At 29.6% G+C, this 26,200-nt stretch carries 25 protein-coding genes; 5 read left to right on the forward strand and 20 right to left on the reverse strand.

Annotated elements, in window-relative coordinates; all coding sequences use genetic code 11:
• From L21TH_RS14540 to L21TH_RS07520, 3 genes are all read left to right on the forward strand, one after another.
• A partial coding sequence (locus tag L21TH_RS14540) for a hypothetical protein (RefSeq protein ID WP_034429735.1) occupies positions 1 to 822 on the forward strand: 822 nt, incomplete at its 5' end.
• A gap of 99 nt (positions 823 to 921) precedes the next feature.
• On the forward strand, positions 922 to 1,395 hold the full coding sequence (locus L21TH_RS07515; protein WP_006313281.1) for a hypothetical protein: 474 nt from the start codon (positions 922 to 924) through the stop codon (positions 1,393 to 1,395).
• Between the two features lie 11 nt (positions 1,396 to 1,406).
• Entirely contained in the window at positions 1,407 to 2,615 is a 1,209-nt protein-coding gene (locus L21TH_RS07520; RefSeq protein ID WP_006313282.1) for a serine-tRNA(Ala) deacylase AlaX, read from the forward strand.
• Here the strand turns inward: L21TH_RS07520 and L21TH_RS07525 are convergent.
• The gene (locus tag L21TH_RS07525) at positions 2,612 to 4,261 is read right to left on the reverse strand and encodes an amidohydrolase (RefSeq protein ID WP_006313283.1); all 1,650 of its coding nucleotides are present in this window, start codon (positions 4,259 to 4,261) and stop codon (positions 2,612 to 2,614) included. The two genes, L21TH_RS07520 and L21TH_RS07525, sit on opposite strands and share 4 nt — an antisense overlap.
• Positions 4,262 to 4,395: 134 nt before the next feature.
• On the opposite strand from L21TH_RS07525, the gene L21TH_RS07530 reads away from it, so the two are divergent.
• On the forward strand, positions 4,396 to 4,869 hold the full coding sequence (locus L21TH_RS07530) for a phosphatidylglycerophosphatase A family protein (protein WP_006313284.1): 474 nt from the start codon (positions 4,396 to 4,398) through the stop codon (positions 4,867 to 4,869).
• A gap of 26 nt (positions 4,870 to 4,895) precedes the next feature.
• On the opposite strand, the gene L21TH_RS07535 is transcribed toward L21TH_RS07530, so the two are convergent.
• The 12 genes from L21TH_RS07535 to L21TH_RS07590 form a co-directional block, all read right to left on the reverse strand.
• The gene (locus tag L21TH_RS07535) at positions 4,896 to 5,993 is read right to left on the reverse strand and encodes a mechanosensitive ion channel family protein (protein WP_006313285.1); all 1,098 of its coding nucleotides are present in this window, start codon (positions 5,991 to 5,993) and stop codon (positions 4,896 to 4,898) included.
• A gap of 132 nt (positions 5,994 to 6,125) precedes the next feature.
• Positions 6,126 to 7,445, reverse strand: coding sequence for an ABC transporter permease (locus tag L21TH_RS07540; protein WP_006313287.1), 1,320 nt, complete (start codon positions 7,443 to 7,445; stop codon positions 6,126 to 6,128).
• A 16-nt stretch (positions 7,446 to 7,461) separates the two neighbouring features.
• Positions 7,462 to 9,153 (reverse strand): efflux RND transporter periplasmic adaptor subunit, encoded by a 1,692-nt coding sequence (locus L21TH_RS07545; protein ID WP_006313289.1) that lies wholly within the window; start codon positions 9,151 to 9,153, stop codon positions 7,462 to 7,464.
• 38 nt (positions 9,154 to 9,191) lie between these two features.
• Positions 9,192 to 9,878, reverse strand: a complete 687-nt coding sequence (locus tag L21TH_RS07550; protein WP_006313290.1) for an ABC transporter ATP-binding protein — start codon at positions 9,876 to 9,878, stop codon at positions 9,192 to 9,194.
• A gap of 283 nt (positions 9,879 to 10,161) precedes the next feature.
• Complete coding sequence (gene panD, locus L21TH_RS07555; protein ID WP_006313292.1) at positions 10,162 to 10,551, reverse strand: aspartate 1-decarboxylase; 390 nt, start codon at positions 10,549 to 10,551, stop codon at positions 10,162 to 10,164.
• Positions 10,552 to 10,553: 2 nt separating this feature from the next.
• The gene (gene panC / locus L21TH_RS07560) at positions 10,554 to 11,402 is read right to left on the reverse strand and encodes a pantoate--beta-alanine ligase (protein ID WP_006313293.1); all 849 of its coding nucleotides are present in this window, start codon (positions 11,400 to 11,402) and stop codon (positions 10,554 to 10,556) included.
• A gap of 20 nt (positions 11,403 to 11,422) precedes the next feature.
• Entirely contained in the window at positions 11,423 to 12,259 is an 837-nt protein-coding gene (gene panB, locus L21TH_RS07565; protein ID WP_006313294.1) for a 3-methyl-2-oxobutanoate hydroxymethyltransferase, read from the reverse strand.
• 3 nt (positions 12,260 to 12,262) lie between these two features.
• Positions 12,263 to 13,129, reverse strand: a complete 867-nt coding sequence (locus L21TH_RS07570) for a Rossmann-like and DUF2520 domain-containing protein (protein ID WP_006313295.1) — start codon at positions 13,127 to 13,129, stop codon at positions 12,263 to 12,265.
• Positions 13,130 to 13,572: 443 nt separating this feature from the next.
• Positions 13,573 to 17,820 carry a 2-hydroxyacyl-CoA dehydratase gene (locus L21TH_RS07575; RefSeq protein WP_006313296.1) on the reverse strand — a complete coding sequence of 1,416 codons (4,248 nt, stop codon included), beginning with the start codon at positions 17,818 to 17,820 and terminating at the stop codon, positions 13,573 to 13,575.
• Between the two features lie 232 nt (positions 17,821 to 18,052).
• Positions 18,053 to 18,694, reverse strand: a complete 642-nt coding sequence (locus L21TH_RS07580; RefSeq protein ID WP_006313298.1) for a lactate utilization protein — start codon at positions 18,692 to 18,694, stop codon at positions 18,053 to 18,055.
• Positions 18,695 to 18,778: 84 nt separating this feature from the next.
• Positions 18,779 to 19,423, reverse strand: coding sequence for an HAD family hydrolase (locus tag L21TH_RS07585; RefSeq protein WP_006313299.1), 645 nt, complete (start codon positions 19,421 to 19,423; stop codon positions 18,779 to 18,781).
• Between the two features lie 55 nt (positions 19,424 to 19,478).
• Positions 19,479 to 19,661: a GNAT family N-acetyltransferase gene (locus L21TH_RS07590; protein ID WP_006313300.1), complete on the reverse strand. Its 183-nt coding sequence runs from the start codon at positions 19,659 to 19,661 to the stop codon at positions 19,479 to 19,481.
• Positions 19,662 to 19,915: 254 nt separating this feature from the next.
• Here L21TH_RS07590 and L21TH_RS07595 point away from each other — a divergent pair, with 254 nt between their 5' ends.
• Positions 19,916 to 20,923, forward strand: a complete 1,008-nt coding sequence (locus L21TH_RS07595) for a ketoacyl-ACP synthase III (RefSeq protein WP_006313309.1) — start codon at positions 19,916 to 19,918, stop codon at positions 20,921 to 20,923.
• Positions 20,924 to 20,960: 37 nt separating this feature from the next.
• Here L21TH_RS07595 and L21TH_RS07600 read toward each other — a convergent pair whose 3' ends face one another.
• From L21TH_RS07600 to L21TH_RS07625, 7 genes are all read right to left on the reverse strand, one after another.
• Positions 20,961 to 21,356, reverse strand: a complete 396-nt coding sequence (locus tag L21TH_RS07600; RefSeq protein ID WP_006313310.1) for a hypothetical protein — start codon at positions 21,354 to 21,356, stop codon at positions 20,961 to 20,963.
• Between the two features lie 166 nt (positions 21,357 to 21,522).
• A complete protein-coding gene (locus L21TH_RS07605; RefSeq protein ID WP_006313311.1) occupies positions 21,523 to 22,332 on the reverse strand; it encodes a hypothetical protein in 810 nt (269 codons plus the stop codon).
• A gap of 224 nt (positions 22,333 to 22,556) precedes the next feature.
• Positions 22,557 to 23,105: a sugar O-acetyltransferase gene (locus tag L21TH_RS07610; RefSeq protein WP_006313313.1), complete on the reverse strand. Its 549-nt coding sequence runs from the start codon at positions 23,103 to 23,105 to the stop codon at positions 22,557 to 22,559.
• A 228-nt stretch (positions 23,106 to 23,333) separates the two neighbouring features.
• Entirely contained in the window at positions 23,334 to 24,896 is a 1,563-nt protein-coding gene (locus L21TH_RS07615; protein WP_006313316.1) for a recombinase family protein, read from the reverse strand.
• A 19-nt stretch (positions 24,897 to 24,915) separates the two neighbouring features.
• On the reverse strand, positions 24,916 to 25,047 hold the full coding sequence (locus L21TH_RS15095) for a hypothetical protein (RefSeq protein ID WP_006313318.1): 132 nt from the start codon (positions 25,045 to 25,047) through the stop codon (positions 24,916 to 24,918).
• A gap of 111 nt (positions 25,048 to 25,158) precedes the next feature.
• A complete protein-coding gene (locus tag L21TH_RS07620) occupies positions 25,159 to 25,728 on the reverse strand; it encodes a GNAT family N-acetyltransferase (RefSeq protein ID WP_006313319.1) in 570 nt (189 codons plus the stop codon).
• A gap of 97 nt (positions 25,729 to 25,825) precedes the next feature.
• Positions 25,826 to 26,119: a P-loop domain-containing protein gene (locus L21TH_RS07625; protein WP_006313320.1), complete on the reverse strand. Its 294-nt coding sequence runs from the start codon at positions 26,117 to 26,119 to the stop codon at positions 25,826 to 25,828.
• Positions 26,120 to 26,200 lie beyond the last annotated feature (81 nt).

Consider the following 26,200-nt stretch of genomic DNA (forward strand, 5'->3'; position numbering starts at 1 on the left):
GAAAATAAAATAAAAAGAATAATTCTAAAAGATATAGGTTATGAAAACTGGTTAGACTATATCGAATATATTGAAATGTCCATATATCCTTTTGATATTATTAATAACAAAAAAAAAGATTTAGTTATTTCCTTAAATATATCAAAAGATACTGGTGTTATTGTAATTTATAAGAAAACAAACAGTAATTATTCCTATGTTACTAAAATTGAAGATTTAACTTACATTGATAATATATCTATATTCAACACTGAAGCTCTTAATAAATCTTTTCTTATAGTAGAGCAAATATTAGATGAAAGATTGGGAGCCTTTTTTTTAGATAATTATGTTCAAATTTTCACTAATATTAATAATACGTCTTTTAAAGAAGTATTAAGACTGTCAAAAAACTATGAAACTTATTATTATGAAAAGTGGACCACGCCAACTATTGAAAATCCTAAATGGTTTAAAATTACTGAAAAAAATCTAATTGATTATATGGTAAATGAAGATGAATTACCTATTGTGAATATAAATAAAACATTGAAAAAATATGAAGGATTTAGTTCTGATGATTCTATACCAGAAAATTTTGAGCTTATACAAACTAAAAACATTTCTACTAGTTATTATTGGAGCAATAAATATAAATATTTTATTCAAAATGAAGGTAAACTTAAATCTACTGGTGAATTAGTAGGTATAATAGAGAAATCTAACCAACTAGCAGATTCACTTTTACAATTATCTAAACCATACTACAAAATAGTAGATAAAAATGGTAAAATTAAATATATAAAAGAAAATAAATTATCTGTAATACACATTTCACAATAAAATCATATTTTAAACAATATAATCATTATTACATATTTATAACGTATTCTATCTGAGTTATTTAAAGGCATATAAAATCCCTGCTTAAGAGGTGAATTTATGAAAAAAGTTTTTGTTTTTATTTTTATTATTATTTGTTTATTTGCTGCTTGTACAAGCTCTGTGAAGAATGACCTCTTTAACTATATTAACGTTGAACTTGAACGTATCATGTTTTTAGAAACCCAAGCACTTAATAACTATAAAAAAATAGTCTCTAAAGATAATTATACATACGAAGAACTTTATGAAGTCCTTACAAATGAAACAATCCCTACCTATGAAAATTTCTATAATAATCTTACTAAAATAGCCCCTGTTACAAAAGAAGTACAACAAGCCCATAACTATTATAAACTAGGAGCACAAAGGCAACTTCAGGCTTTTAAAGCACTTAAACAAGGTTTAAAGGAAAAAGATAGAGAAAAACTTGAAAGTGTAAACAAATTGCTTGAAGAATCTAGAAAATACATGAATGAATTTCAATCTAGAATAGTTTCTCTCGCTAAAAAACATAAGCTAAAATTTGAATAAGAGGTGGTAATATGACGGATAAGATATATCTAGAAAATCCTTACCTAAGAGAAATAGATGCTAAAGTAATAAAAAAAGAATATTCAAATAGTAAATTTTATGTTACTTTAAATAGAACTATTTTTTATCCTCATATGGCTGGAGGACAACCTAGAGATAAAGGAACTATAGCCGATGTTGAAGTTTTAGATGTTTTTAAAGATAATAATGAAATTGTACATGTCATTGAAAATGATATAAAAGATGTAATACGCTTAAAAATCGATTGGAATACAAGGTTTGACCATATGCAACAACATACAGGTCAACACATTTTATCCGCATCATTTTCGAAACTTCTTAATGCAGAAACTTTAAGCTTTCATTTAAGTAAAGATTACGTTTATATAGATGTTGCTCTACCGAAGATATCACATGAAGAAATTGAAAAAGTAGAACGATTTGCTAATGAAATTATATTTTCTAATTTTAAAGTAAAACAATATTTTATTACACGACAAGATATAGACAACTTGCCTTTGCGTAAAAGTCCTTCTGTAGCTGATAATATAAGAATAGTAGAAATTGAAAATATAGATTATTCTCCTTGTGGTGGCACTCATTGTAGAAGTACTGGTGAAGTAGGACTAATAAAAATTAGAAAATGGGAAAGGTACAAAGGCAATACTAGAATTGAATTTGTATGTGGAAATAGAGCATTAGAGGATTTTAAATGTAAAAATTCTCAAATAAATAATATTTCAAAACTACTTTCTGTAAAAGATTCTAACTGTTTAAATACAGTTAAGCGAATTTATGATGAAAATAAAGAATTAATAAAACAAATTAAAGATATAAAAAAAGATTTACTTGATTATAAATACAAGGAGCTCTTACATAATTCTTATACATATAAAAATATTAAAATAGTAAAAAATATATTAAATGATATTAATATGAAAGATTTAAATTACATAGCTAGTAATCTTTTAAATAATGAAAATATTATCTTAATTTTAGGTACTGTAGAAAAAAATAAATGTCATATAGTATTAGGCTGCTCTGAAAATATAAATATAAATCTATTAGAAATATTTGATTCTATAAAAGACATAATTAATGCTAGAGGTGGTGGAAAATATCATCGTGTTCAAGGTGGAGGAACAAATATAAACAAGATTGAAGAATGTATCGAAGCTGGGTACAATTTAGTAATACAAAAAATAGGAGTTAAGGTTTAACCCCTAACTCCATTTTTTCTAGTGTACACTATATTTCCATTAACAATTGTCATATCTACTTTTAGGTCCTTAATTGCTGATTGTGATATCTTTGTAATATCATCAGATAATACCACCATATCCGCTAACATACCTTCTTTAATCATTCCTTTAATATCCTCTTCATAGGTACAATAAGCACTATTTTTAGTAAATATTTTTAAAGCTTCCTGTAACTTAACTTTCTCTTCTGCATACCAACCACCTTTAGGTTTGCCATGTAAATCCTGTCTTGTAACAGCAGAATATATACCTAAAAGTGGGTTAAATGGCTCTACTGGTGAATCAGAACCCCCAGATAATATTATCCCTTTATTTAACATTTGGTACCAACAATAACTCCATTTCATTCTCTCTGTTCCTATTCTTTCTTCTGCCATATACATATCTGTTTTTATAAATATAGGCTGTACATCAGCTATTACATTTAACTTTCTCATCTTCTTTAATATTTTTTCAGAACAAATTTGAGAATGTATAATTCTAAACCTCGGATCCTTTTTAGGATACTTTTTATATATACTTTCATATATAGTTAAAACTTGGTTCATACATCTATCTCCAATTGCATGTACTGCAATTTGAAGTCCATTAGTATAAGCAATCTCTATTATTTCTTTTAATTCTTCATCACTATAAATTAATACTCCGTTAGTAGTATTGTCATCACTATAAGGTTCTTCTAAAGCTGCTGTTCTGGAACCTAAAGACCCGTCAGCCAATAATTTTAATGGTCCAAACCTAACCCATTTATCTCCATCACCTGTTTTAATCCCCAATTTTAAAAATTTTTCTAGCATTTTTTTATCTTTAAGTAGCATTTGAAGATTTATTCTTGCATTTAATTTATTCTGGTTTCGTAGTTGCTTATAAGCTTCTATAATTTTATCATAAGATTTTAAATGGGAAAAATCGTCTGTTTGAATAGATGTAATACCTACTTTATTGGCATCTTTAATACTTTCTATAATTATCTTTTTAATTTCTTGTATATCATTAGTAAATGGTATTAAATCATATACAAGATAAATAGCATTCTCTCTTAATATTCCCGTTGGTTCTCCTGTTATTGGGTCTCTATCTATTTTCCCTCCTTCAGGGTCTTTTGTATCTTTAGATATACCTGCTAATTCTAGTGCCTTTGAATTTACTACACACATATGATAGCAAGCTCTTGACAAAAACATAGGTCTATCACTTATAACTTTGTCTAAATCCTCTTTTGTAGGTAATCTTTTTTCTATAAAATTTTCATGATTCCATCCACTTCCTACTACCCAATCTTTAAATATCTTTACTTCTTCATTTTTCATATGCTCTAATAATTTCTCTTGTAACTCTTTTATACTATTTACTTCATTTAATTTCACTTTATATTTAGAAAGACCATAGCTAATTAAATGCATATGGCTATCATTAAATCCTGGTAATAAAGTTCTTCCTTTCAAATCAATGTTTAAAGTATCATGATTTGTATATTTTAAACTTTCTTTATAATTACCTGTATATATTATTTTATCTTCTTTTACTACTACTGCCTCTATTTCATCATTACACTTTTCATTCATAGTTAATATATTTCCATTATAGAACAATAAACTCCCCACTGTATAACCTCCCCATTTTATTAATATAAATTTTTTGTGATTTTTATAGCTATTATAACATATATTAATTGTATCAAATTATTGTATAGAAATTATATGATTTAAATATACTGTTGAATTTTAGGAGGTAAAATATGAAAGACACTATTGTTAAAATGCTTCAGGAAAGAGGAGTAACTATCGAAGCGATGGCTGAACTTGTATATGAACTTCAAAAACCTTATTTAGATGTAACAATCGAAGAAGCAATTTTTAATATACATAGAGTATTGAATAAAAGAGAAGTCCAGAATGCAATACTAACAGGTATACAATTAGATAAACTAGCAGAGCAAAATCTTATTGAAGAACCCTTACTTTCCATAATTCAAAAAGATGCATCGTTATATGGTATAGATGAAGTTCTAGCCCTTAGCATAACTAATATATATGGTTCTATTGGCTTTACCAATTTTGGATATTTAGACAAAATAAAGTTAGGAATTATAGGTAAGTTAGACAAAACCGGTAAAAACTCAGATAAAGTAAATACTTTCTTAGATGATTTAGTATGTGGTATAATTGCAGCAGCATGTTCAAGAATTGCTCATTCCCGTGGTGATGATTAAAAAAAGCCGAGTTTAAATCTCGGCTTCTATTGTTTATTATCAACTGTTAAATTGTTTTCAAAATATATGCTATTACTTGGAAACGCTACACTTACTCCTTCTTTTTCTAATATATCCATTATTTTAAAATTAATATCTTGTTTAATATTTAAATATTGCTCCCAATTAGATGTATTAGTAAAAAAGTATAAAAATATATCAAGACTACTATCATTAAATTCATCAAATTTAACAAATATTGTTTCTTTATCAACTTGAGGATGTTCATTTAACATACGTTCTATTTCATATATACAACCTTTTAATTTCTCCTTCGGAGTATTATATGTTACACCTAATTTAAATGTAATACGCCTTATTCCCCTTCTAGAGTAGTTAAAAATAGGAGTATCTACTAACTTAGAATTTGGTACTGTGACTAAAGCTTTAGAAAATGTTCTAATTTTTGTACTCCTAAAGTTTATATCCTCTACTACCCCTTCTGTATCACCAGACTTTATCCAATCTCCAATATCAAAAGGTTTGTCCATTATTATAACTATACCACCAAACACATTTGCTAAAGTATCCTTAGCTGCCATAGCAACAGCTAATCCTCCTAATCCTAAACCCGCTACAAAACCGCTAACATCATAATCAAATTCTTGTGCTACAATTCCAATGGCTATTGCTATTGTTATAAACCTTAATGCCTTAGTTAAAAAGGGTTTTAATATTTTATTTGATTTAAAATTAAACTTTGATTGCATTTTTTCGTGCAATATTATATATGTTCCTTCTAAATTGTACAATCCCCATGCTATCATTATTATTATGTAAGCTCTAAAAAATTTAGTTATTGTAATATTAGCTGCCTGACTTAATGGTAAATACATAAGTGCTAAATATATACCTAATATAGCAATAAAGCTCGCAAGAGGTCTTTGAAAAGCTCTTAATATATCATCATCCACTTGAGACTTTGTTTTACTTGTAAATAAAGATATAAGCTTTATTATGTATTTAGAAAATATTCTTCTCAAAATAGTAAAGAATAAAAATATTCCTAAAGCTATCCCTATTGACTGAGCAGGTATATTAAGATAAGTCTTACTTAATTCATTAATCTTAATCAAAAATTCCAACAGTTTCACTCCCCTGAAACTTTATAATTTTAGTTAAATTTAAATATTATTACAATACAATTATACCTTAAAAAAGACTTAATAAAAAGTGGCGAAATAATTCGCCACTTAATAAATTTATATTTCATTAATTTATTGTCGTCTTAATGCCTCTACTGGTGGTAAAGATGAAGCTGATAATGCGGGATATACACCAAAGAGTAATCCAGAAGACAGTGCAACTACTGAAGCTACTTTTATCGCTTTGATACTTACAGCTGTCTCAAATCCATAACCTTCGAATAAATTTAATCCCCATACACCTAAAGCTATCCCAGCAATTGTACCAATTATACTTACATAAAGTGCTTCTAAAATAAATTGTAACAATAAATCACCTTGTTTTGCTCCTAGTGCTCTTCTTACTCCTATTTCCTCAGTTCTTTCAGTTACTGCTACAAGCATTATATTCATAATCCCTAGTCCACCAACTAATAAAGAAACTGCTGCAATCCCCCCTAATAAAAGAGTCATAACTCTATTTGCTTTATCTGCTTCTTGTACTAATTGGTTTAAACTAGTTATAGTTATTACATCTTCTCCACTACCTGGTATTACTGGCTCTGACTCATGTACTTCTGATTTTACCTGCTGAGAAGTACTAGAATTCACCTCTGAATTTGTTTCTTTTTCTTCTGGCGCAACTGGTGTTGGAGCGCTTTGGTCTAATCCAAGCTTACGTCTAAAAATCCTACCAAGTTGAACCACAGCTAAATCTGCTTCATTTGCAGAACCAGCTTTTGCCCAAATTTCATCTACAGTTTTTTGTCCATCAAATTTCAAAGCTGCTGTATAAGGGATAATTATTTTATCATCTATCCCTTCACCATTACCTGCTCCTTTTTTATCAAGTACACCTATTATTCTAAATGACTGACCATTTAATGTCATTGTATGTCCAACAGGACTTCGGCCACCTAAAAGTCCTACTGCCATATTATAACCTAACACTGCTACTGGTGATCTCTGCTTCACATGTAAACTAGTAAAAAAATGTCCAGTTAATAGTTTATGGTCTCTTATTTGTGGATACTCATTATCTACACCTATTATATCTACCTTTCCTCTTGCTCTTCTCCATCTCATAACCGTCTTTGTATGATAAACAGGAGTAGCCATTTCCAACCCCTGGACTCTGTCTACCAATTCATCTACGTACTCCGGCTCAAATTCAGCTATTGGCTCTTCTGCATTAATTTCAATTACATTAGTACCTAAACTTTCAAATTGTTTAATTACTGCTTGACGTGCTCCTTCTCCAATTCCCATTAAACTAACTACTGAAGCAACACCAATCGCAACCCCTAATATAGTTAATGTTGACCTTAGGGTATTTGACACTATTCCATGGGCAGCCATTTTAGCTGCGAACCACCATCTTGTTATAAATGAAAGTATCCCTTTTTTTTGCATATTAATCCTCTCCCTGTTACTGCCCATTGTTTGTTCCTGAGTCATTCTCATTATCAGAGTCACTATCTCCATTAGTTGGAAGTAGTGAATCTTGAGATTTTATATGCTGACTTGGAAGTAAATCTGCTGTACTACCTGTAATTACAAGGTCTCCTTCTTCAAGTCCACTTTTCACTTCAGCATATCTATCATTCATTAATCCTAATTTTACTGTAACCAATTTAGGTGTTCCATTTTCTAATATTTCAACCTTTGTTTGCCCGTCTTCTTCAAAAACTGCCTCTAATGGAACTAATAAAACATCTTCTGCACTACCAGCATCTATAAATGCCTTTGCTTCCATACCTGGTCTTAACTGTGGCCCGCCATTAACTCTTATTTCAACATGGAATCTTGTAACACCATTTTCTGTTCTTCCCGATGTTGAAACATGTTCAACCGTTCCTTCAAAAGTTTCACCTGGTACAGCATCAACAGTCACTCTTACAGGTGCACCTTGTTTTACATTTACAACATCAATATCATCAACTTGAGTCCAAATTCTCATTTCATCTGTTGTATAAACACTTCCTAAATACTCACCTGGTCTTACAGATTCCCCCTTTTCTCTATATATACGTGCTACTATTCCATCCATTGTAGCTTTAATTTCCATTTTTTCTTTTTGTTCTAATAAACTCTCTAATTGAGATTTTAACTCTCTTAATTTATCAACTTCCTTTTGTATCATATCTCTAACATCTGGTCCTGCCATAGTTAAAATTGGTTCTCCCTTTTCTACAATCTGCATTTCATGTACATGCACTTTAGTAGCTACAACTTCATCACTAACTGGATTAAGTACCTTTTCCTCATCAACAAATCCAACGACTTCTCCTGTATACATAAAATTATATTTTGGCATATTATTATCACCAGGCAAACCAACATTAACTTCCATTTTAGGTTGCACTAATCCTGGATTTTCAGCTTCTATAGTAACCCAGTGAACAAATGATTTCCCAAATCCATCTTGTGTATCTTGATTTGGAACTGGATTAGGATTAACCTCTTTTATAGTCCCTTCATAAAATCCGTCAAAATACGGAAAGCTCAGTAATACTTTTTCCCCTTCTTCTACCTTTTTAAATTCACTAGGAGTTAGCTTAATCTCGACTTTAAATTTTGAGTCATCAACTATTTTAGCTACTGTCGCTTGACCATCTATTTTCTTACCTTCCTCTGCGTTTATTCCTACAACTTTACCTGCTATAGGTGCTGTTATTGTAAGTCCTTGATACGGATTAATATTGTCTATCTCATCAATAGGAACTCCTGTTTTATGTGATAAATCCTCTCTTTGATATTCAATATCCTCTTTCAACTTTTCAATTTTATCTTCGATATCTGATGAAATAAGTTTAACTATAGTATCACCTTGTTTTACTTCTGTCCCTTCTTCTGCCATTATTTCATCAATTATGTATTCTACTCCCATTAAAGAAGGGGCATTAGCTTCAGGTACTCTAATAGAACCTCCTCTAGATGGATCTAATCTACCTGTAGTTTCTACTCCTACTGAAATATCACCTTTAGTAACTTCTTTAGTTGCATACACTGGTCCTTGAGTTTCTTCTACTTCTTCTGGCATTAATTCATTATAAGCATAAAATCCACCAAATACTACAATCGCTAATATTACTATTATCATTAATATTCTATTAGCCATTTTACTTTAACACCTCCAAATTTAGATAAAAATAATGCTTATTTTACTTCTTCAATTTTTTCTATTTTTCCATCTAATAATCTAAAAATTTTATGTCCATATCTAGCTATATCTTCCTCATGGGTAACCTGTACAATTGTAATTCCTAATTCTTGGTTTAATCTATTGAAAATTGACATAATATTTTCGCCAGACTTTGAATCCAAAGCTCCAGTAGGTTCATCAGCAAGAATAATAGAAGGATTACCTACTAAAGCTCTTGCTATCGCCACTCTTTGTTGTTCTCCACCAGACAACTGTGAAGGTAGATGATGAATTCTCTCTCCCAAACCAACAGCTTCTAATGCTTCTTTTGCTTTTTTTCTACGCTCTTTTCCCCATACACCTCTATAAATTAAAGGTAACTCTACATTTTCTAAAGCATTTAAATTAGATAATAAGTGAAATCTCTGAAATACAAAACCTATGTACTCATTTCTTATGTCAGATAATTTCCAATCGTTAATTTTCTCTACTCTTTTGCCTAATAATTCATATGTTCCTGAAGTAGGTTGATCTAAACATCCTAATATATTCAATAATGTTGATTTTCCTGACCCAGAAGGTCCCATTATAGAAACAAACTCTTGATTTTCTATAGTTAAGTCAATATTATTTAAAGCTTTAACTTGTACTTGCCCTCTTTTATATGCTTTTGATACTCCTTGTAGTTTAATTAGACTCAATTATTTCCCCCCTTTCTAGTCCTACTCCTAATAAGTTTAGACGTTATTTTTAACTTAAATGTTCCATGAATAAAAAATATACTGAATTTATATATATTCTATAAAATGTTAATTTTTCCTTCTAGATGTAAAAGTTTTTAAGTTTATTCCATATTTTTAATTAATGTGAATATACGAAACAATATTTTATGACTACATTCAAAATCATTTACAATAAATAATTACGTATTGAATTGTAAATCACATTTGAGATATGAAAAAAGCAGCGATTAATTTCGCTGCTTTAATAATTTTTAACGTTACCATGTATTTCAACATTTTCTTTATCTACTATTTTATTATTATCATCTACAAATACAATATCAGGTTTGAAACTATTTGCTTTTTCCTTTTCAATCCAACAATATGCTATAATTATTACTTTATCTCCTGGTTGAACAAGTCTTGCTGCTGCTCCATTTAAGCATATCACTCCACTACCTGGTGGCCCCTCTATAACATAAGTTTCTAATCTAGCACCATTATTATTATTTACTACCTGTACCCTCTCTCCTGGTAATATGCCTGCAGCATTCATCAATTCCTTATCTATTGTTATACTGCCTACATAGTTAAGGTTTGCCTCAGTTACTGTGGCTCTATGGATTTTACTTTTAAACATATTTACTAACATTTTTATACCTCCAATCTAATATTATCTATTAGTCGAGTTTTTCCTATTTTTACAGCTAGTGCTATTAATACATCACCTTTAATTTCATTAATATCCCTTAACGTCTCAGCGTTTACAATTTCTACATAATCTATCTCTGAAGTTTCAACTAAATCTATTTTATTTATAATAAACTGCCTTATTTTCTCAACATCTCTTTCTCCGTTTTTAATCATTTGTTCAGCTTTAAACAAAGACTGAGATATTACTTTTGCATCATTTCTTTCACTAGAACTTAAATAAGTATTTCTTGAGCTTAAGGCTAAGCCGTCGTCTTCTCTAACAATAGGGCACGGTATAATCTCAATATCAAAATTTAAATCTCTTACCATCTTCTGTATAACTGCTACTTGTTGTGCATCTTTTTGTCCAAAATAGGCTCTATCCGGTGTCACTATATTAAATAATTTTGATACTATAGTTGTTACCCCCTTAAAATGACCTACTCTTGATTTGCCACATAATTTGTTTGTTATTTCACCTTCAACCTCTACATAAGTTGTATAACCCTTTGGATACATTTCTTCTACTGATGGGGTAAATACAATATCTACACCTACTTCTTTGGCTAACTTACTATCCCTTTCTAAATCCCGAGGATAAGTATCTAAATCTTCATCTTCTCCAAATTGAGTAGGATTTACAAAAATACTGATTACAACAATGTCATTTTCTTCTCTTGCCTTCCTCATTAATGATAGATGTCCTTCATGTAAGTATCCCATTGTAGGTACTAAGCCTATTGATTTACCTTGCATTTTAAAAATTTTTATTTCATTTCTTATATTTAACATAGAATTTATTATCTTCATGTTTATAGCCTCCTAACGAGCTAATAAAGCTTTTGCAAAATCTCTTCTTTAATAGAAAATGAATGTTCTTTTGTAGGGAATTTTCCCAGTTTAATTTCTTCTATATATCTCTTAACTGCTTCTTTTATAGTTACTCCTGTATCAGCATACTTCTTAACAAATTTAGGCGTAAAATCTGTGTACATCCCAAGCATATCCTGGGTTACTAATACTTGTCCATCACAATATTTACCTGCTCCTATACCAATAGTAGGTATATCTAGTTTTTCAGTAATTATTTTAGATAATTTTTCTGGTACACATTCTAATACTATGGCAAAGACACCTGCTTCTTGTAGAAACAACGCATCTTCTATAATCCTTTTAGCCTGTTCTTCATTCTTACCTTGAACCTTAAATCCCCCAAATATATTTACAGACTGTGGTGTTAACCCTAAATGTCCCATAACAGGAATTTGAGCTTTTACTATACCCCTAATTTTGTCTATAACATCTCTACCACCTTCTAGTTTAACTGCATGAACATTCCCCTCTTTTATTAGTCTACCAGCATTTTTTATGCTTTCTTCAACGCTAATATGGTATGAAAGAAATGGCATATCTCCTATAACCATAGCCCTTTTAGCTCCCCTAGAAACTGCTTTACAATGGTGTATCATATCTTCAATAGTCACCTGCAATGTACTTTCATAACCTAGCATCACCATTCCTAGTGAGTCGCCAACCAATAAACTATCAACTCCTGCTTCATCTAAAAGCTTTGCTGTGGAATAGTCATAAGCAGTAAGCATTGATATTCTTTCATTATTTTTCTTTGATTTTAAAAATGAACTTACAGTAAAACTCTTATTTGACATTCTTTACACCTCTTTTAAAATATTTTTTAAATAAGTTATCTTTTCCTTGTTTTCTAATTTTTCTTTTTTAGCTAAATCTACAGTTTTGGCTCCTAGTAATTTATAAAAATCTATACTCTTTAGATTATTTTCTTGCATTGATTTTAGGTGTCTTTCTATAGTGTTTGTATCACCTCTAGCTATAGGCCCTGTTAACGCTTTCTCTGTTCCTAAATCATAAATATTCTTCAGTGTTCCATCTATTAATGGTAAAAGTGCTTTAAATCCTTTTTCTTTATCTATACCAATAGATTCAAATAAAGAGAGACCATAATCCATAAGTGTTACTAAATAATTAGAAACAACACATGCAGCTGCATGATATATGCTTTTTTGATTTGCATTTAGTTTGAAATATTCATTATCTGTCTTTTTAAGAATATCTTCAATAACATTAATCTTTTCTTCATCACCTTCTAAACTAAATATTGTATCTTCTAAGTCTTTAACTGCTTTATCTATATCTGCAAAGGATTGCAATGGATGTAATGAATATATACAACTTCCTTGTTCTTTAGCCTTTATTAAAATATCTGAGGAAGCAGCTCCACTCATATGAATTAGTATCTTGCCTTTTATTAATAAATTTTTTTGCACTAATCTATTACTGACATTTCTAATTTCATCATCTTTAGTTGTAATAAAAATAATATCTGTATTTACTACAATCTCTTCTATGTTCTCTACTGCCTTTGTATCTGTATATTTTGCTGCTTTTAAAGCTGACTCATAAGTTCTACTGTAATATCCATAAACTTTAAATCCATACTTCTTTAAGTATTTTCCAAATGCTGTACCTACTTTTCCTGCTCCTATAAAACCTATTCTCAATATTTCACCTCCAATGAAAAGTGACATAGTCACTTTTAGGTACTAGGTACTAGATTTAAACTTTTGCTACAAGATAAATAAAAATACCCTTCCTGTGTCTAAATTTCACCAAAAAGACACAGAAAGGGTATTAATTTCCAACTTGAAATTATTGCACTTTTAACTTCATACATATATCAAATGGTATAACAAACCATTAATATACGAAATAGTATATTACACCCACTACTCGCTTTCTGTGTCTCGGTCCTTAAGGATCCAAGCTAAGCGAAAAATGAATTAAGTTTTTAAATTTTTAATAAATGGTTTGGCTCTTACGATACCAACCAATTTAATTTTAACATACTATGATAATAACCACAAATTACAATTTCTTTATAAACTCTAAAATTTATATTCAGTTTTAGTAACAACGTAAAACTCAGACCATTATAACTCAAATACTAATATGCATATGCTCCATTTTCTTCTATGTTCTTAAAAGCTACTGAAAGCATTAATTTAATACGATTTAATTGATTCACTTCACTTGCTCCCGGGTCATAATCTATAGCTGCAATATTAGCAGAAGGATAAGCTCTTCTTAATTCCTTTATCATACCTTTACCTGTTATATGATTAGGTAAACAAGCAAAGGGTTGTAAACATACTATATTATTCACACCACTTTCAATAAGCTCTACCATCTCTCCAGTTAAAAACCAGCCTTCACCTGTTTGGTTAGCTAAAGATAAATGTTTCTCTGCCCCTTTAGCTATTTCATAAATTGACTTAGGTGGTTCAAATCTTTTACTTGCTTCTAAAGCTTTTTTCATGTCTTTTCGATAATATTCTATCCCCTCTATTATAGCACTTGAAGTAGCCATATTTATTAAACTACCTGATAATTCTTTGTATTTAACTTTACTGTTATATGCAGTATATAGAAAGAAGTCTATTAAATCCGGAACAACTGCTTCCGCACCTTCTGCCTCTAATAGTTCTACTATACTATTATTAGCTGTTGGGTGAAATTTAACTAATATCTCACCAACTACACCTACCCTTGGCTTAACTAAGTCTTCATGTATTGCAATATTATCAAAATCTTTAACGATTTGATAAATATTATTTTTAAGTTCCTTTCTACTACCACTTTCTAATGACTGTTTGCATTTTTCTACCCATTTTTTGTATAGCTTATTGGCTGAGTCCTTTACTTTTTCATAGGGTCTAACCCTATACAATACCCTCATTAACAGATCTCCATATATTAATCCCATCATTGATGTATTTATAAGAGATGGGGTAATCTTAAAACCTGGATTTTTTTCAAGGCCTTGTGCACTCAACGATATTACAGGAACATGACCCATTCCTGCATCCTGTAGTGCCTTTCTAATAAATGCAATATAGTTAGTTGCTCTACATCCTCCCCCTGTTTGTGTTATGATTACGGAAGTATTGTTTAAATCATATTTCCCTGACTTTAATGCTTCCATAATCTGTCCAACAACTATTATTGATGGATAACAAGCGTCATTATTTACATACTTTAAACCTTCATCAATAGCTGACTTATCAACAGAAGGTAATATTTCTACATTATAACCAGCCTTTTCAAATCCAATTTTTAAAAACTGAAAGTGTATTGGAGACATTTGTGGAGCTAAAATTGTATGTTTTGTCTTCATCTCTTTTGTAAATTTTACCCTTTCTTTTACATTATATATTTTCTTTGGTTCTAGACCTTTTTTATCCCTTTCTTTTATTGCAGCAATTAAGGAACGTACACGTATCTTTGCAGCTCCTAGATTGTTAATATCATCTATTTTAATAAGGGTATATATTTTATTATATCTTTCTAGTATTTCTTTAACTTGGTCTGTAGTTACTGCATCCAAGCCACAACCAAAAGAATTAAGTTGAATTAGCTCTAAATTCTTCTGTTTAGCCACATATGTAGCTGCAGCATACATTCTTGTATGATAAACCCATTGGTCAACAACCCTTAAAGGTCTTTCTATCTCAGCCAAATGGCTTATAGAATCTTCTGATAGTACAGCAAAGCCAAAGGATTTAATCATTTCAGGTATACCATGATTAATTTCTGGGTCTACATGATATGGTCTACCTACCAGTACAATACCTTTTAAGTTGTTTTCCCTTATATATTCAATAATTTCTTCGCCTTTTCTTCTTATATCTTTTTTATAGTTATCAAGTTCATTATATGCTTTGCCAACTGCTTTTTTTATCTCATCTTTAGAAATACCTTCATTCTTTAATTCTTCAAATAATCTTTTAATTAGTCTTTTTGGTTTATCCAATGGCAAAAACGGATGATAGAAAATAATTTTATCAGTTTTTACAATTTCCATATTAGCATTAATTGTTTCTGGATAAGATGTAACTATTGGACAATTATATTGATTATTTGCATTTTTATCTTCTTTTCTATTGTATGGAATACTAGGATAGAAAATTTTGTTAACACCTTTCTTAATTAAATCTGCTATGTGTCCATGTACAAGTTTAGCTGGATAACAAACAGTATCAGAAGGTATAGTCTCCATCCCTAGTTCATAAAGCTTCTTGGATGAACGTCCCGATAATACAACCCTATACCCAAGTTCTGTAAAAAATGTAACCCAAAAAGGATAATCTTCATACATATTTAGTACCCTAGGTATACCAATAGTGCCTCTTTGAGCTTCTTGCTTAGATAATGGTTTATAATTAAAAACTCTTTTATATTTATATTCATAAAGATTAGGTATGTCGTTTTTGACTTTTTCTATACCTGCCCCTCTTTCGCATCTATTTCCTGAAATAAACTTTCGACCATCTGAAAAATGCTTAATTGTTAGAAGACAGTTGTTTCCACATAGTCCACACCTCTTCATTGATGATTCAGCTTTAAAATTTTCTAATGCATTTCCTTTAAGAAGTGTTGTTTTATATCCTTCATTATAACGCTCTTTTGCTATTAAAGCAGCTCCAAATGCCCCCATTATACCAGCTATGTCAGGACGTATAACTTCTCTATTCACTATTTTTTCAAAAGCTCTTAATACTGCATCATTGTAAAAAGTTCCTCCCTGTACTACTATCTTTTCTCCTAATTCATCAGTATTTCTTAACCTTATAACTTTAAACAAAGCATTCTTTATAACCGAAATAGAGATTCCAGCTGAAATGTCACTTACCTCTGCCCCTTCTTTTTGTGCCTGCTTTACTTTAGAATTCATAAATACAGTACATCGGGTACCTAAATCTACTGGATTTTTAGACATTAAACCTTTTTGGGCAAATTCCTCAACACTCATATTTAAAGATTTAGCAAAGGTTTCTATAAATGAACCGCACCCTGATGAACAAGCTTCATTTAACATTATTGAATCTATAACACCATCATGAATTTTTAAACTTTTCATATCTTGTCCACCGATATCAAGTACAAAATCTACTCCAGGTAAGAAAAAATCTGCTGCTTTATAATGAGCTACAGTTTCTATCTCACCTATATCTATTTTAAGTGCTGATTTAATTAAATTTTCACCATACCCTGTGACTGCCGAATTTACAATTTCAATATCATTGTTTAATTTACTATACAAATCCTTTAAAGCTGTAATAGTAGTATCTAAAGGGTTACCCATATTACTTCCATAATATGAATATAAAAGTTCACCATTTTGATTTATAAGTGCTACTTTAGTAGTTGTAGAACCCGCATCTATCCCTAAAAATGCTTTTCCTTTATATGTACTTAAATCTACTCTTCTAACTTTGTTTTTATCGTGTCTTTTTTTAAACTTTATATATTCTTCTTCATTGTTAAATAATGGCTCTAGATTTATATTTTCTTGATTGTTTATCTGTTTAATAGTTAATACTCGATTATATAATTCTTCAAATTGAATTGGTTCTTCATCCCTTGATGAAATTGCTGCTCCTATCGACACAAAAAATTGTGAATTCTCAGGAAAAATTACATTTTTATCTTTTAACTTAAGAGTTTCAATAAATCTCTTTCTAAGCTCAGATAAAAAGTATAAAGGACCACCTAAAAAAGCAACATTACCTCTAATAGGTCTTCCTTGGGCTAATCCACTTATTGTTTGATTGACCACAGCTTGTAATACAGATACTGCTATATCTTCTTTAGAAACCCCTTCATTTAGTAATGGTTGAACATCCGTTTTTGCAAAAACTCCGCATCTAGATGCAATCGGATAGATATGTTTATAGTTTTTTGCTAACTCATTTAATCCAGAAGTATCTGTCTTTAGTAATACAGCCATTTGGTCAATAAAAGCTCCAGTTCCACCAGCACAGGTTCCATTCATTCTTTGTTCTATTGATTCTCTAAAATATGTTATCTTTGCATCTTCTCCTCCAAGTTCAATCGCTACATCTGTTTCTGGTATTATATTTTCCACTGCATTAGTACAAGCTATAACTTCTTGAATAAATGGTACATTTAATTTTTGTGAAATGCTTAATCCACCTGAACCTGTAATCATTACAGTAACTTCATAGCCCTGTAGCTCAGACTTTACTTCTTCAAACATAGAAATTACTGTTGCTTTTATATCAGAATAATGTCTTTTATAATTTTTATAAATTACATTATTTTCATCGTCTAAGACAATCATTTTAACAGTTGTAGAGCCAACATCAACTCCTAAGTTTAGAACTCTAAACATTTTTGCGCCTCCTATATAGCATAATTCAATACGACTATTTAATCATAAAAGCTTGTACTTTTCTTATCTTAAATTGTTTAAACAATTTAAAACTTATAACTTAATATCTATCATATAAATTTTACCATAATCAGTATAAATTTCTACCTTTACATTAGTCAATTAATATTTAACTAAGTTCAATTAAAGCTCCGTGATAAACACGAAGCCTTAATTAAATATAACTATATTATTAATATCCTAATTCTTTGTTTACAATAATAACGTGTATTCTATCTTTTTCCATTTGTCCCTTTATCAGCACATATTCATTACATATTCTATCTGGACTATTACAATCCATACAATACCCTGTTTTGGCACAAGGAGTATTTCTATTTAGTCTCTGCACATTAGCTGGAGCTGCAATTCGTTTGTTTCTCTCTATAGCCTCATCTAAATCCTTTACTATTTTATTGACTCCTGCTACTACTATAACTTTATCTGGTCCATAAATCATAGCTGCTACTCTGTTACCTCTACCGTCTACATTATATAATTCTCCGTTCTCTGTAATAGCGTTACTACTTGTTAAATATGCATCAGCTGAAAAACATTTTCTATATAATTCTTTAATATCTTCTTTAGTTAATCCTTCAGCATATCTATCAAGAAAATTATAATTACCATTTCTTAAAAAATCTATAGCACCTATCTCAAAGAGTGTCATTGAGCCTCCAACTGATACTGTATTTCCTTCATTAAGTAATTCTTCAATCTTTTTTATAGCTTCTTCTTCATTCTGAACAAAATATCCTTTCATATTATTTTTTTCTAGATTTTGAATAGTTCTCTGAACCTTTTTTTCTATAACATAAGCAACATTTTTATCCACTGACCCCACACTCCTTTGATTATCTTTTATATTAATAATATCATTGTTTTCATTTTAATGCTAATATAGCTTAATAGAGCATAATTAAGCTATATCCTTAAAGTCTTCTATGTATTTATCAGCTAACTTGCAAATCTCATCCTTATATGGAAATGATAACTCATCTGCTACAGCAAAAACATTCATTCCAGCTCTTTTAGCAGCTAAAACCCCTGCATAAGTGTCTTCAAACACTAAACAGTCTTCTGGTTCTACATTTAAATCTTCAGCAACTTTTAGAAATACATCTGGATGTGGTTTCCCTTTATCTACTTCACATGATGTTCTTAGTGTATCGAAATATTTTAAAATATCATGTTTTTTTAATACTTGTGTTGCTAATTCCCTAGAATTACTAGTTCCGATCCCAAGTTTTATATCCTTTTCTTTTAAATTAATAATAAATTCTCTAACTCCTTTTTTAAGTGTCACTTTATTTGTGTAAAAATCGTAGGCCATATCATTCCATTCCTCTTTTATCTCGTCAACAGTTTCTTCTAAATTAAATCTATTTTTAAAATAGATTGCAGTTTCTGTAAAGCTCATACCTTCGATGGCTTTCTGTAAATCATCCGGTAAATCAATATTTCTTTTTGCTAGAAAATCTATATCAATTTGTTTCCAAATCCACATAGAGTCAACAATAGTTCCATCTAAGTCAAATATTACAGCTTTTAGTTTGTTAAACATATATATCCCCTCACTCAAATATAATCTATTTATATTTGATTTTATACTTAATTTTCTAATTTTTCAATGATGACTGTATATACAATAAAGTCTTGGAATATTCCCTAGCCTCAGTTAATATCTTAGGAAAATATCTCATTACCCTTGAATCTTTGTTCATTTCAATAAAAAATGGGATATCTGAATCCTTCCATTCACGCAAAAGAAGTCTTTTAGTTCGTATATTGTTGTTATTCATATTCTGTCCACACCTTATAAATTTCTCCTTAATAAATCATTTTCCTTCAATTATAAAAGATACATTACTTTATATTCTATATACTTATTCTAATTCCTTGTATTAATTGACAAATCATACTCATAGGTATATTGACCTAAAATATTATTACTTTATTACTACAACTTGACTTATGTGTTTTATATAAATAAAATTAATTTTGGTAGCAATAGATATTCTTGCTAAAATTTATCGAATTTTGGAGGTATGCTAGAATGGTATTTACTAATGTTAATATCCTAGGTTGTGGTATTTATCATCCAACAAATAAAGTACATAACGATTATTTTATCAATCATTTTAAGAAGAAAGGTATAGAAGTTGAAGGTCTATTAAAACACTTAGAAAGAGAATATCGTTATCTTTCTGATGACCCAGACGAAACTGTAATAACAATGGGATATAATGCTAGTGTGCAAGCACTAGAAAATGCTAATACTGACATTAATGAAATTGATTTGGTCGTGTTTGCCTCTGATACTCCAGAGTATACTTCACCAGCCAATGCAATTAAAGTACTCCATTTGTTAGGCGGAAAAAATGCAAAAATGGTCTATGATACTAATAGTAATTGTAGTGGTATGGTTACTGCTTTTGACCAGGCGAGTAGAATATTACTACATAACAAAAGATTTAAAAAAGCATTAGTAATAGGTAGTATGTTAATAAGTGCAGTGGTTAGTGAAAATGACCCAATATCATATAGTAACTTTGGAGACTCAGCAGCTGCGTTAGTATTAGAAAAGGTAGATGAAAATAAAAAAAGAGGATTTATAGATTCTACATATATAACACAGACATCAGAACACAACAACATTTTAATGCCTAAAGCTGGATACTCTAAAGTAATAAAAGGAGAATTTACACAAGAAGACGATAGAAAATGGCACTGGGAACCCTTTGATGGAAGTTTTATATCTGACTATTGGGCAAAATTAATTAAGGAAGTAACTATAGATAATGGAATTAAGGTTGAAGATGTAAGTCATTTTATATTCTCACAATTTACAAATCCAGATGCTAAGCTAACATTAGAAAAGCTAGGTGTAGATGTTAATAAGCTAACATATGTAGGTAATGAATATGGATATACGGGTACTACTAGCCCATTCATGGCACTACATAGAGCTTTAGAAAAAAATAAAATTAATGAAGGTGATTACTTAGTGATATCAACAGTTGGTTCAGGGTCTACTGTTGTGTCAGTATTGTATAAATTCTAAATAATCCCCCACATTATAAAAATGTGGGGGATTAAAATTATAACTTCTGATATACTTCATTTAAATCATTAACATACTCTACGTTTTCTTGCCATCCAGGTATACTCTTACCCAATCTCTTGAATTGCGCAACAGCAACAACATTACCTTTTGATGTTAAAAATCTCTTCTTAAATGGAACTTCTATATATCTTTTTAATAATTTAGCTAATATTTTTGCTACATCTGGAGAAGAAGGTTTTAAGTCATTGCTAATATCGATTACTAAAACAAAGTCTTGAGTTGGAATAGATTTTACTATTTTTTCATAGTCATTTATAAATGATTCACCATCTTCAATTGAAAAAAAACCTGATGCAGCTAAATGTACTATTTTTTTTACTTTATCTGTTTTCATAGTATATGATGCTCTATTTTTTTCGTAATTTACCATTATAAGCCCCTCCTTAAGTTTAGTTTATGAACCATTATACAGTATACAGAATCTTACTTGGTAAAGTCAAGCAGAAAATTCTACAATAATGTAATTTGTCCATAAATTATTTACACTTTGATAATATTTTCATATCATTTAACTTATTAAATACAAAACCGAGGATTTAATCCTCGGTTTTTGTATCATATTGTAAAATCCTATCAATCAATTCTTCTTTAACTTTATTTATCTCATCAAAATTCATATTAGGTACATAATATGTTTCTAACACATCATGCTTTTTCTTTGCTTTGTTTATATTTATTATTGCATTGTCTATTAAAATGTTTAGTAATTTCTTATCATACTCTAATTCCTCATTATATTTTTTAACTTTATCTTTTATCATAAAACTATCTAAATCTATTGTCTTAAAATTATTTTTTTTGAACGTTTCACTCACTGTTAATCCTATATTTAAATCTTTTATATATATAGTTTCAATTTTTTCTGGATTTAATGGTGTATGATATACTTCTACATTCATACCACTTACTAATGCTTCATTGTATACCTTTTGAAGTAAGGTGGATTTCCCTGTACCAATATCTCCTTTTATATAGTAAACCTTTTTTGCATCTTGTAGGATCGTATCAGTATGCTCTACCCAGCCATTAGGGGTATAAGCACTGCCAAATAAATGTCTATCTTTACCAGGATTTTTGTTAACTGGTACTTCTTCAAATATTTCATTTATCAAATCGTAAGTTATTATATTAACTTTACCAAAATCCATAGAGTCTGAATTTTTTGCAACAATATCTTCATATACTGGAAGTGCCGATTTTAAAAATCTATAAGCTCTTTTAAATAACCTTCCAACTTCTTTATTAGTTTTTAGAATCTCTTCTTTATTTTCCTCCATCTTCTTTAAATCCCAATAATCCCCAAGGTGAATTATTTCATCGACCCCACCTGGATTTTTAGGATCCACAACATGGGATAGGGTATCATAAGCACAAATTTATTTTCATGTTTTTTTAATACTCTCTTATACGATTATATTCTTCCTTTGTAATATTTAACTTTCCTTCTTATATTTAAAATAATTAGTTTACTTAAACTGTAATCTTAGGTGTCTAAAAACTATTATTGCTCATAAGAATACTATGTCAAGCATTTATAATCAATAAATAATACAAAATAAGTCTTAATCCACTATAATTTCTTAATAACTTTAGCTGGATTACCTGCAACTACAACATTATCAGGAATATCTTTGGTCACAACACTACCTGCTCCTATTACAACATTATCTCCTATAGTAACCCCAGGACAAATGATAGCACCTCCCCCTACCCAAACATTGTCTCCTATTTTAATGGGATATCCCATTTCTTTTCCTGAATTTCTTTCTTTAGGATTGATAGGATGAGTAGCAGTGTAAACTTGCACATTAGGACCAAACATTACATTATTACCAATTGTGACTGTATTTACATCTAATATGACACAATTGTGATTTGCATAAAAATCGTTACCAAATTTTATGTTATATCCATAATCACAATAAAAATTCGGCTCTATAAAACATTCTTTTTCAGTTTGAAATAATTCTTTTAATAGCTCCAATCTTTTTTCATATTGATTAGGCTCTAAATCATTGAACCTTTTGCACAATTTCTTTGCCCTTTCTCTGTCTGCAAATAATTCCTCATCAGCTGGATTATAAAATTCCCCTGCAAGCATTTTGTCCTTCTCTGTCATGCTTCTCTCCCCTTTTAAATAGTATAATTAAATAGTTTTTTTATATTTTTTGTATGGTATCTAAAATCTGTTTTATGGTTTATATTTCTATAATTTTATTAGTTTTCCTTCTTTTTGAAATGCACTTTTTTTGTCAAATACTAATATTTCTCTTTTCCTAAAATTTTGTTTTAAAAAATAACTTTTACAAATAAAAAGAAGAGTTACTTTTCAACTCTTCTTTCACCATTAAAATTTCCAGTGAATCCTTACTTTCTGCACTCCATTATCTTTGTCCTTTTCTCCTACTTCTATATAATTAATCAAATAATTTACCATTGTATGGTCTAATTTATCAAAGTTTTTGTATCTTATTACTATCTCTCTCCATTTATTTAAGTTCCCTTTTTTTTGCTTTATATTTTCTATATCTTTAAAAAGCTTATCTCTTCTGTTTAATAGTTTCTCTTTGTCGTCAGTGAATCTTTTATTAAATTTAATAAATTGGGCTTCACTGATAACACCATTAACTTTGTCAATATAAAGATTTTGAATTATTTTATTCCTTTCATTTAGTAGCTTATCTAAATTCTTGATTTCTTTTTTTATTCCTTTAATCTCTTTTGTTAGGAAATTTTCTTTAATTAATTTATATGCTAATTTCTCAACAGAGACTTCCTTTATATGTTCTTTTAGTTTTTCAGATACTTTATTCTTTAAAACATCAAGTCTAATACTATGACTAGTACAAAGTTTTTTATCTGGAGTACTATTATATAAACTACATCTAAGATACTCATATTTTCCTGTTCTGACCTTATTCATACTACTTTTACAATCCATACATCTTACTTTTCCTGCAAATGCATGAGACATACCTTTACCTGTACTCCTAACTCTCATGTTTAGTCTATTTTGTACTGCTTCAAAGGTTTCATAGTCAACTATAGGAGTATGAGTACCTCTAACTATTATCCAATCATTTTTGTCTTTTGAAACTACCTTTTTTGATTTATAATTAATCTTTTCTCTTTTCCCCTGTACTAGATTACCAATGTAAACTTCATTTCTAAGAATTCTTCTTACGGTTGTTTTATTCCATAATCCATATGAATCTGTTTTAGATGAATTTTTAAACTTTAGTCCCTTCTCTTGCTTATAGCGTGTTGGATTTGGTACACCTTTTTTATTAAGTATACGAGCAATATATTGAGTACCATGTCCTTGTAAATACCAATTAAATATCATTCTAATAATCCTTGCAGCTTTTTCATCTACAATAAGTCTATTTTTATCCTTTGGGTCTTTTTCATAGCCATATGGAGCAAATGAGCCTATAAATTTTCCTTCTTCTCTTTTTACTTTAAAGGTTGCTCTAATAGCTTTACTTATATCTTCACAGTACCATTCATTCACTAAACTGTTTATTTGTCTTGATTTTTTATTAGCATCATCTAAGGTATCTACATAATCAGTTAAACTAATGAATCTTATCCCCCACTCTGGAAACTTTCTATGTAAATATTTCTCTACAACTTCTATATCCCTTGAAAATCTTGATTGATGCTTGCATAATACTATATTAAACCTACCTTTTTCAGCATCTTTTATCATTTTCTTAAATTCAGGTCTTTCAATATCTAGCCCCGAATAGTCATCATCACTATATATTTTGTATATATACCAACCTTTCTCCATTGCGTATTTAGTGAGCATTATTTTTTGGTTCTGTATACTTTCACTTTCACCAAACCCTTTTTCCTTATCTCTATCTTCATCACTTAGTCTGCAATATATAGAGACTTTTTCCATATGAAGATATCACCTTCTTTTATGGTTTAACTTCAATTCCTTCACTTTTTTTAATAATTAAAATAAGTAATTCTTCCAACCTTTCTACTCTTTTATTTTCATCTCCATTTATATATATTTCTTCAACTTGAATTCTACTTTTTCTTGACAAACTAATCCCCCTGATAATTCATATGAAAAACACTATTTGTCCTATGTGTAAAAATCAACTTTTTACAGTGTTTTAGATAATATAAAAAAACTATGGAGATTACCCCATAGTTTACTTCATTTTCTTTTCTATTAGCTCCTTTATATATATAGAATCATATTCAGTAGCTAATATATCCATAGATATCTCATCGTATCTTTTTCCTGCAATCTGTTTAGCTTCTCTTAATCGTCCAACTTCTTTAAATCCAACTTTTTTATAGCATCTTCTAGCTGGTTTATTATATTCGAATACCTTTAAATAAATATTGTGTAAGTTTAAAATACTAAACCCAAAATCAAGCAATAGTTTAATTGCTTCTACTCCATATCCCTTTCCCCAATACTCTTTGTCTCCAATAAATATTCCTAATTCTGCAACACGATTAATTTTATCTAGTTTCGGAAATCCAATATTTCCTATTAACTTGTCGTTTTCTTTATCTATTATTGCAAAATTATATTCCGAATCTGCTAATCTTTCTAGTATTTCTTTTTCCTTTGTTTCAGTAATTAAACTTGCTGAAAATATCATCCCCACTCCTATTTCCATATCATTTACCCACTCAGTATATTTTTCATAATCCTCAACATCGATAGGTGATAAATAACATTTCCTTCCCACAAGTTTCTTATAGTACATATTTGTCTCCCTCCTTTAAACACTACCTATAACCTACATGTATAATACTAAAGGTCGAATCTATAATTTACTTCTTTTAACAGAAATATATTTGTATTTATGAGACACTTACATGTGGTGCTGTACCATCAATCATTGCTACTCTAAGTTTAGGTATAACTATGCCATCAATCGAATCATTATCTGAAGAGCAATGATGATATTCTATATCATATCCTTTTTCTAACATTACTTTAGCAACCTTTTTCATCAGAGAAGATTTACCTGTTCCTGGTCCACCTTTTATAACAAATATTCTATTAGCATCTTCTTCTATTATGTAGTCATAATAAGAAAAGAAACCTCTTGAAGTATTGCCCCCTGGGAAAACTCTTCTAAATTTTCCACTCATATTATTCCTCCTTATATAGACATAATTAGCTCGTTGCAGAACTCTACAACTCGCATAAATACTGCATTTTATTTATTTAAA

Origin of the sequence: Caldisalinibacter kiritimatiensis (assembly GCF_000387765.1) — a bacterium.
Lineage (GTDB): Bacteria > Bacillota > Clostridia > Tissierellales > Caldisalinibacteraceae > Caldisalinibacter > Caldisalinibacter kiritimatiensis.

Bases quoted from the DNA above. Each gene is read 5' to 3' on its own strand.
- L21TH_RS07590 (WP_006313300.1), bottom strand. From the start codon at position 19,661: ATGAATAACAACAATATACGAACTAAAAGACTTCTTTTGCGTGAATGG.
- L21TH_RS07600 (WP_006313310.1), bottom strand. From the start codon at position 21,356: ATGGTAAATTACGAAAAAAATAGAGCATCATATACTATGAAAACAGAT.
- L21TH_RS07585 (WP_006313299.1), bottom strand. From the start codon at position 19,423: ATGTTTAACAAACTAAAAGCTGTAATATTTGACTTAGATGGAACTATT.
- panD (WP_006313292.1), bottom strand. From the start codon at position 10,551: ATGTTAGTAAATATGTTTAAAAGTAAAATCCATAGAGCCACAGTAACT.
- L21TH_RS07595 (WP_006313309.1), top strand. From the start codon at position 19,916: ATGGTATTTACTAATGTTAATATCCTAGGTTGTGGTATTTATCATCCA.
- L21TH_RS07520 (WP_006313282.1), top strand. From the start codon at position 1,407: ATGACGGATAAGATATATCTAGAAAATCCTTACCTAAGAGAAATAGAT.
- L21TH_RS07530 (WP_006313284.1), top strand. From the start codon at position 4,396: ATGAAAGACACTATTGTTAAAATGCTTCAGGAAAGAGGAGTAACTATC.
- L21TH_RS07610 (WP_006313313.1), bottom strand. From the start codon at position 23,105: ATGACAGAGAAGGACAAAATGCTTGCAGGGGAATTTTATAATCCAGCT.
- L21TH_RS07545 (WP_006313289.1), bottom strand. From the start codon at position 9,153: ATGGCTAATAGAATATTAATGATAATAGTAATATTAGCGATTGTAGTA.
- L21TH_RS07625 (WP_006313320.1), bottom strand. From the start codon at position 26,119: ATGAGTGGAAAATTTAGAAGAGTTTTCCCAGGGGGCAATACTTCAAGA.
- L21TH_RS07620 (WP_006313319.1), bottom strand. From the start codon at position 25,728: ATGTACTATAAGAAACTTGTGGGAAGGAAATGTTATTTATCACCTATC.
- L21TH_RS07540 (WP_006313287.1), bottom strand. From the start codon at position 7,445: ATGCAAAAAAAAGGGATACTTTCATTTATAACAAGATGGTGGTTCGCA.
- L21TH_RS07515 (WP_006313281.1), top strand. From the start codon at position 922: ATGAAAAAAGTTTTTGTTTTTATTTTTATTATTATTTGTTTATTTGCT.
- L21TH_RS07615 (WP_006313316.1), bottom strand. From the start codon at position 24,896: ATGGAAAAAGTCTCTATATATTGCAGACTAAGTGATGAAGATAGAGAT.
- L21TH_RS07575 (WP_006313296.1), bottom strand. From the start codon at position 17,820: ATGTTTAGAGTTCTAAACTTAGGAGTTGATGTTGGCTCTACAACTGTT.
- panC (WP_006313293.1), bottom strand. From the start codon at position 11,402: ATGAAGATAATAAATTCTATGTTAAATATAAGAAATGAAATAAAAATT.
- panB (WP_006313294.1), bottom strand. From the start codon at position 12,259: ATGTCAAATAAGAGTTTTACTGTAAGTTCATTTTTAAAATCAAAGAAA.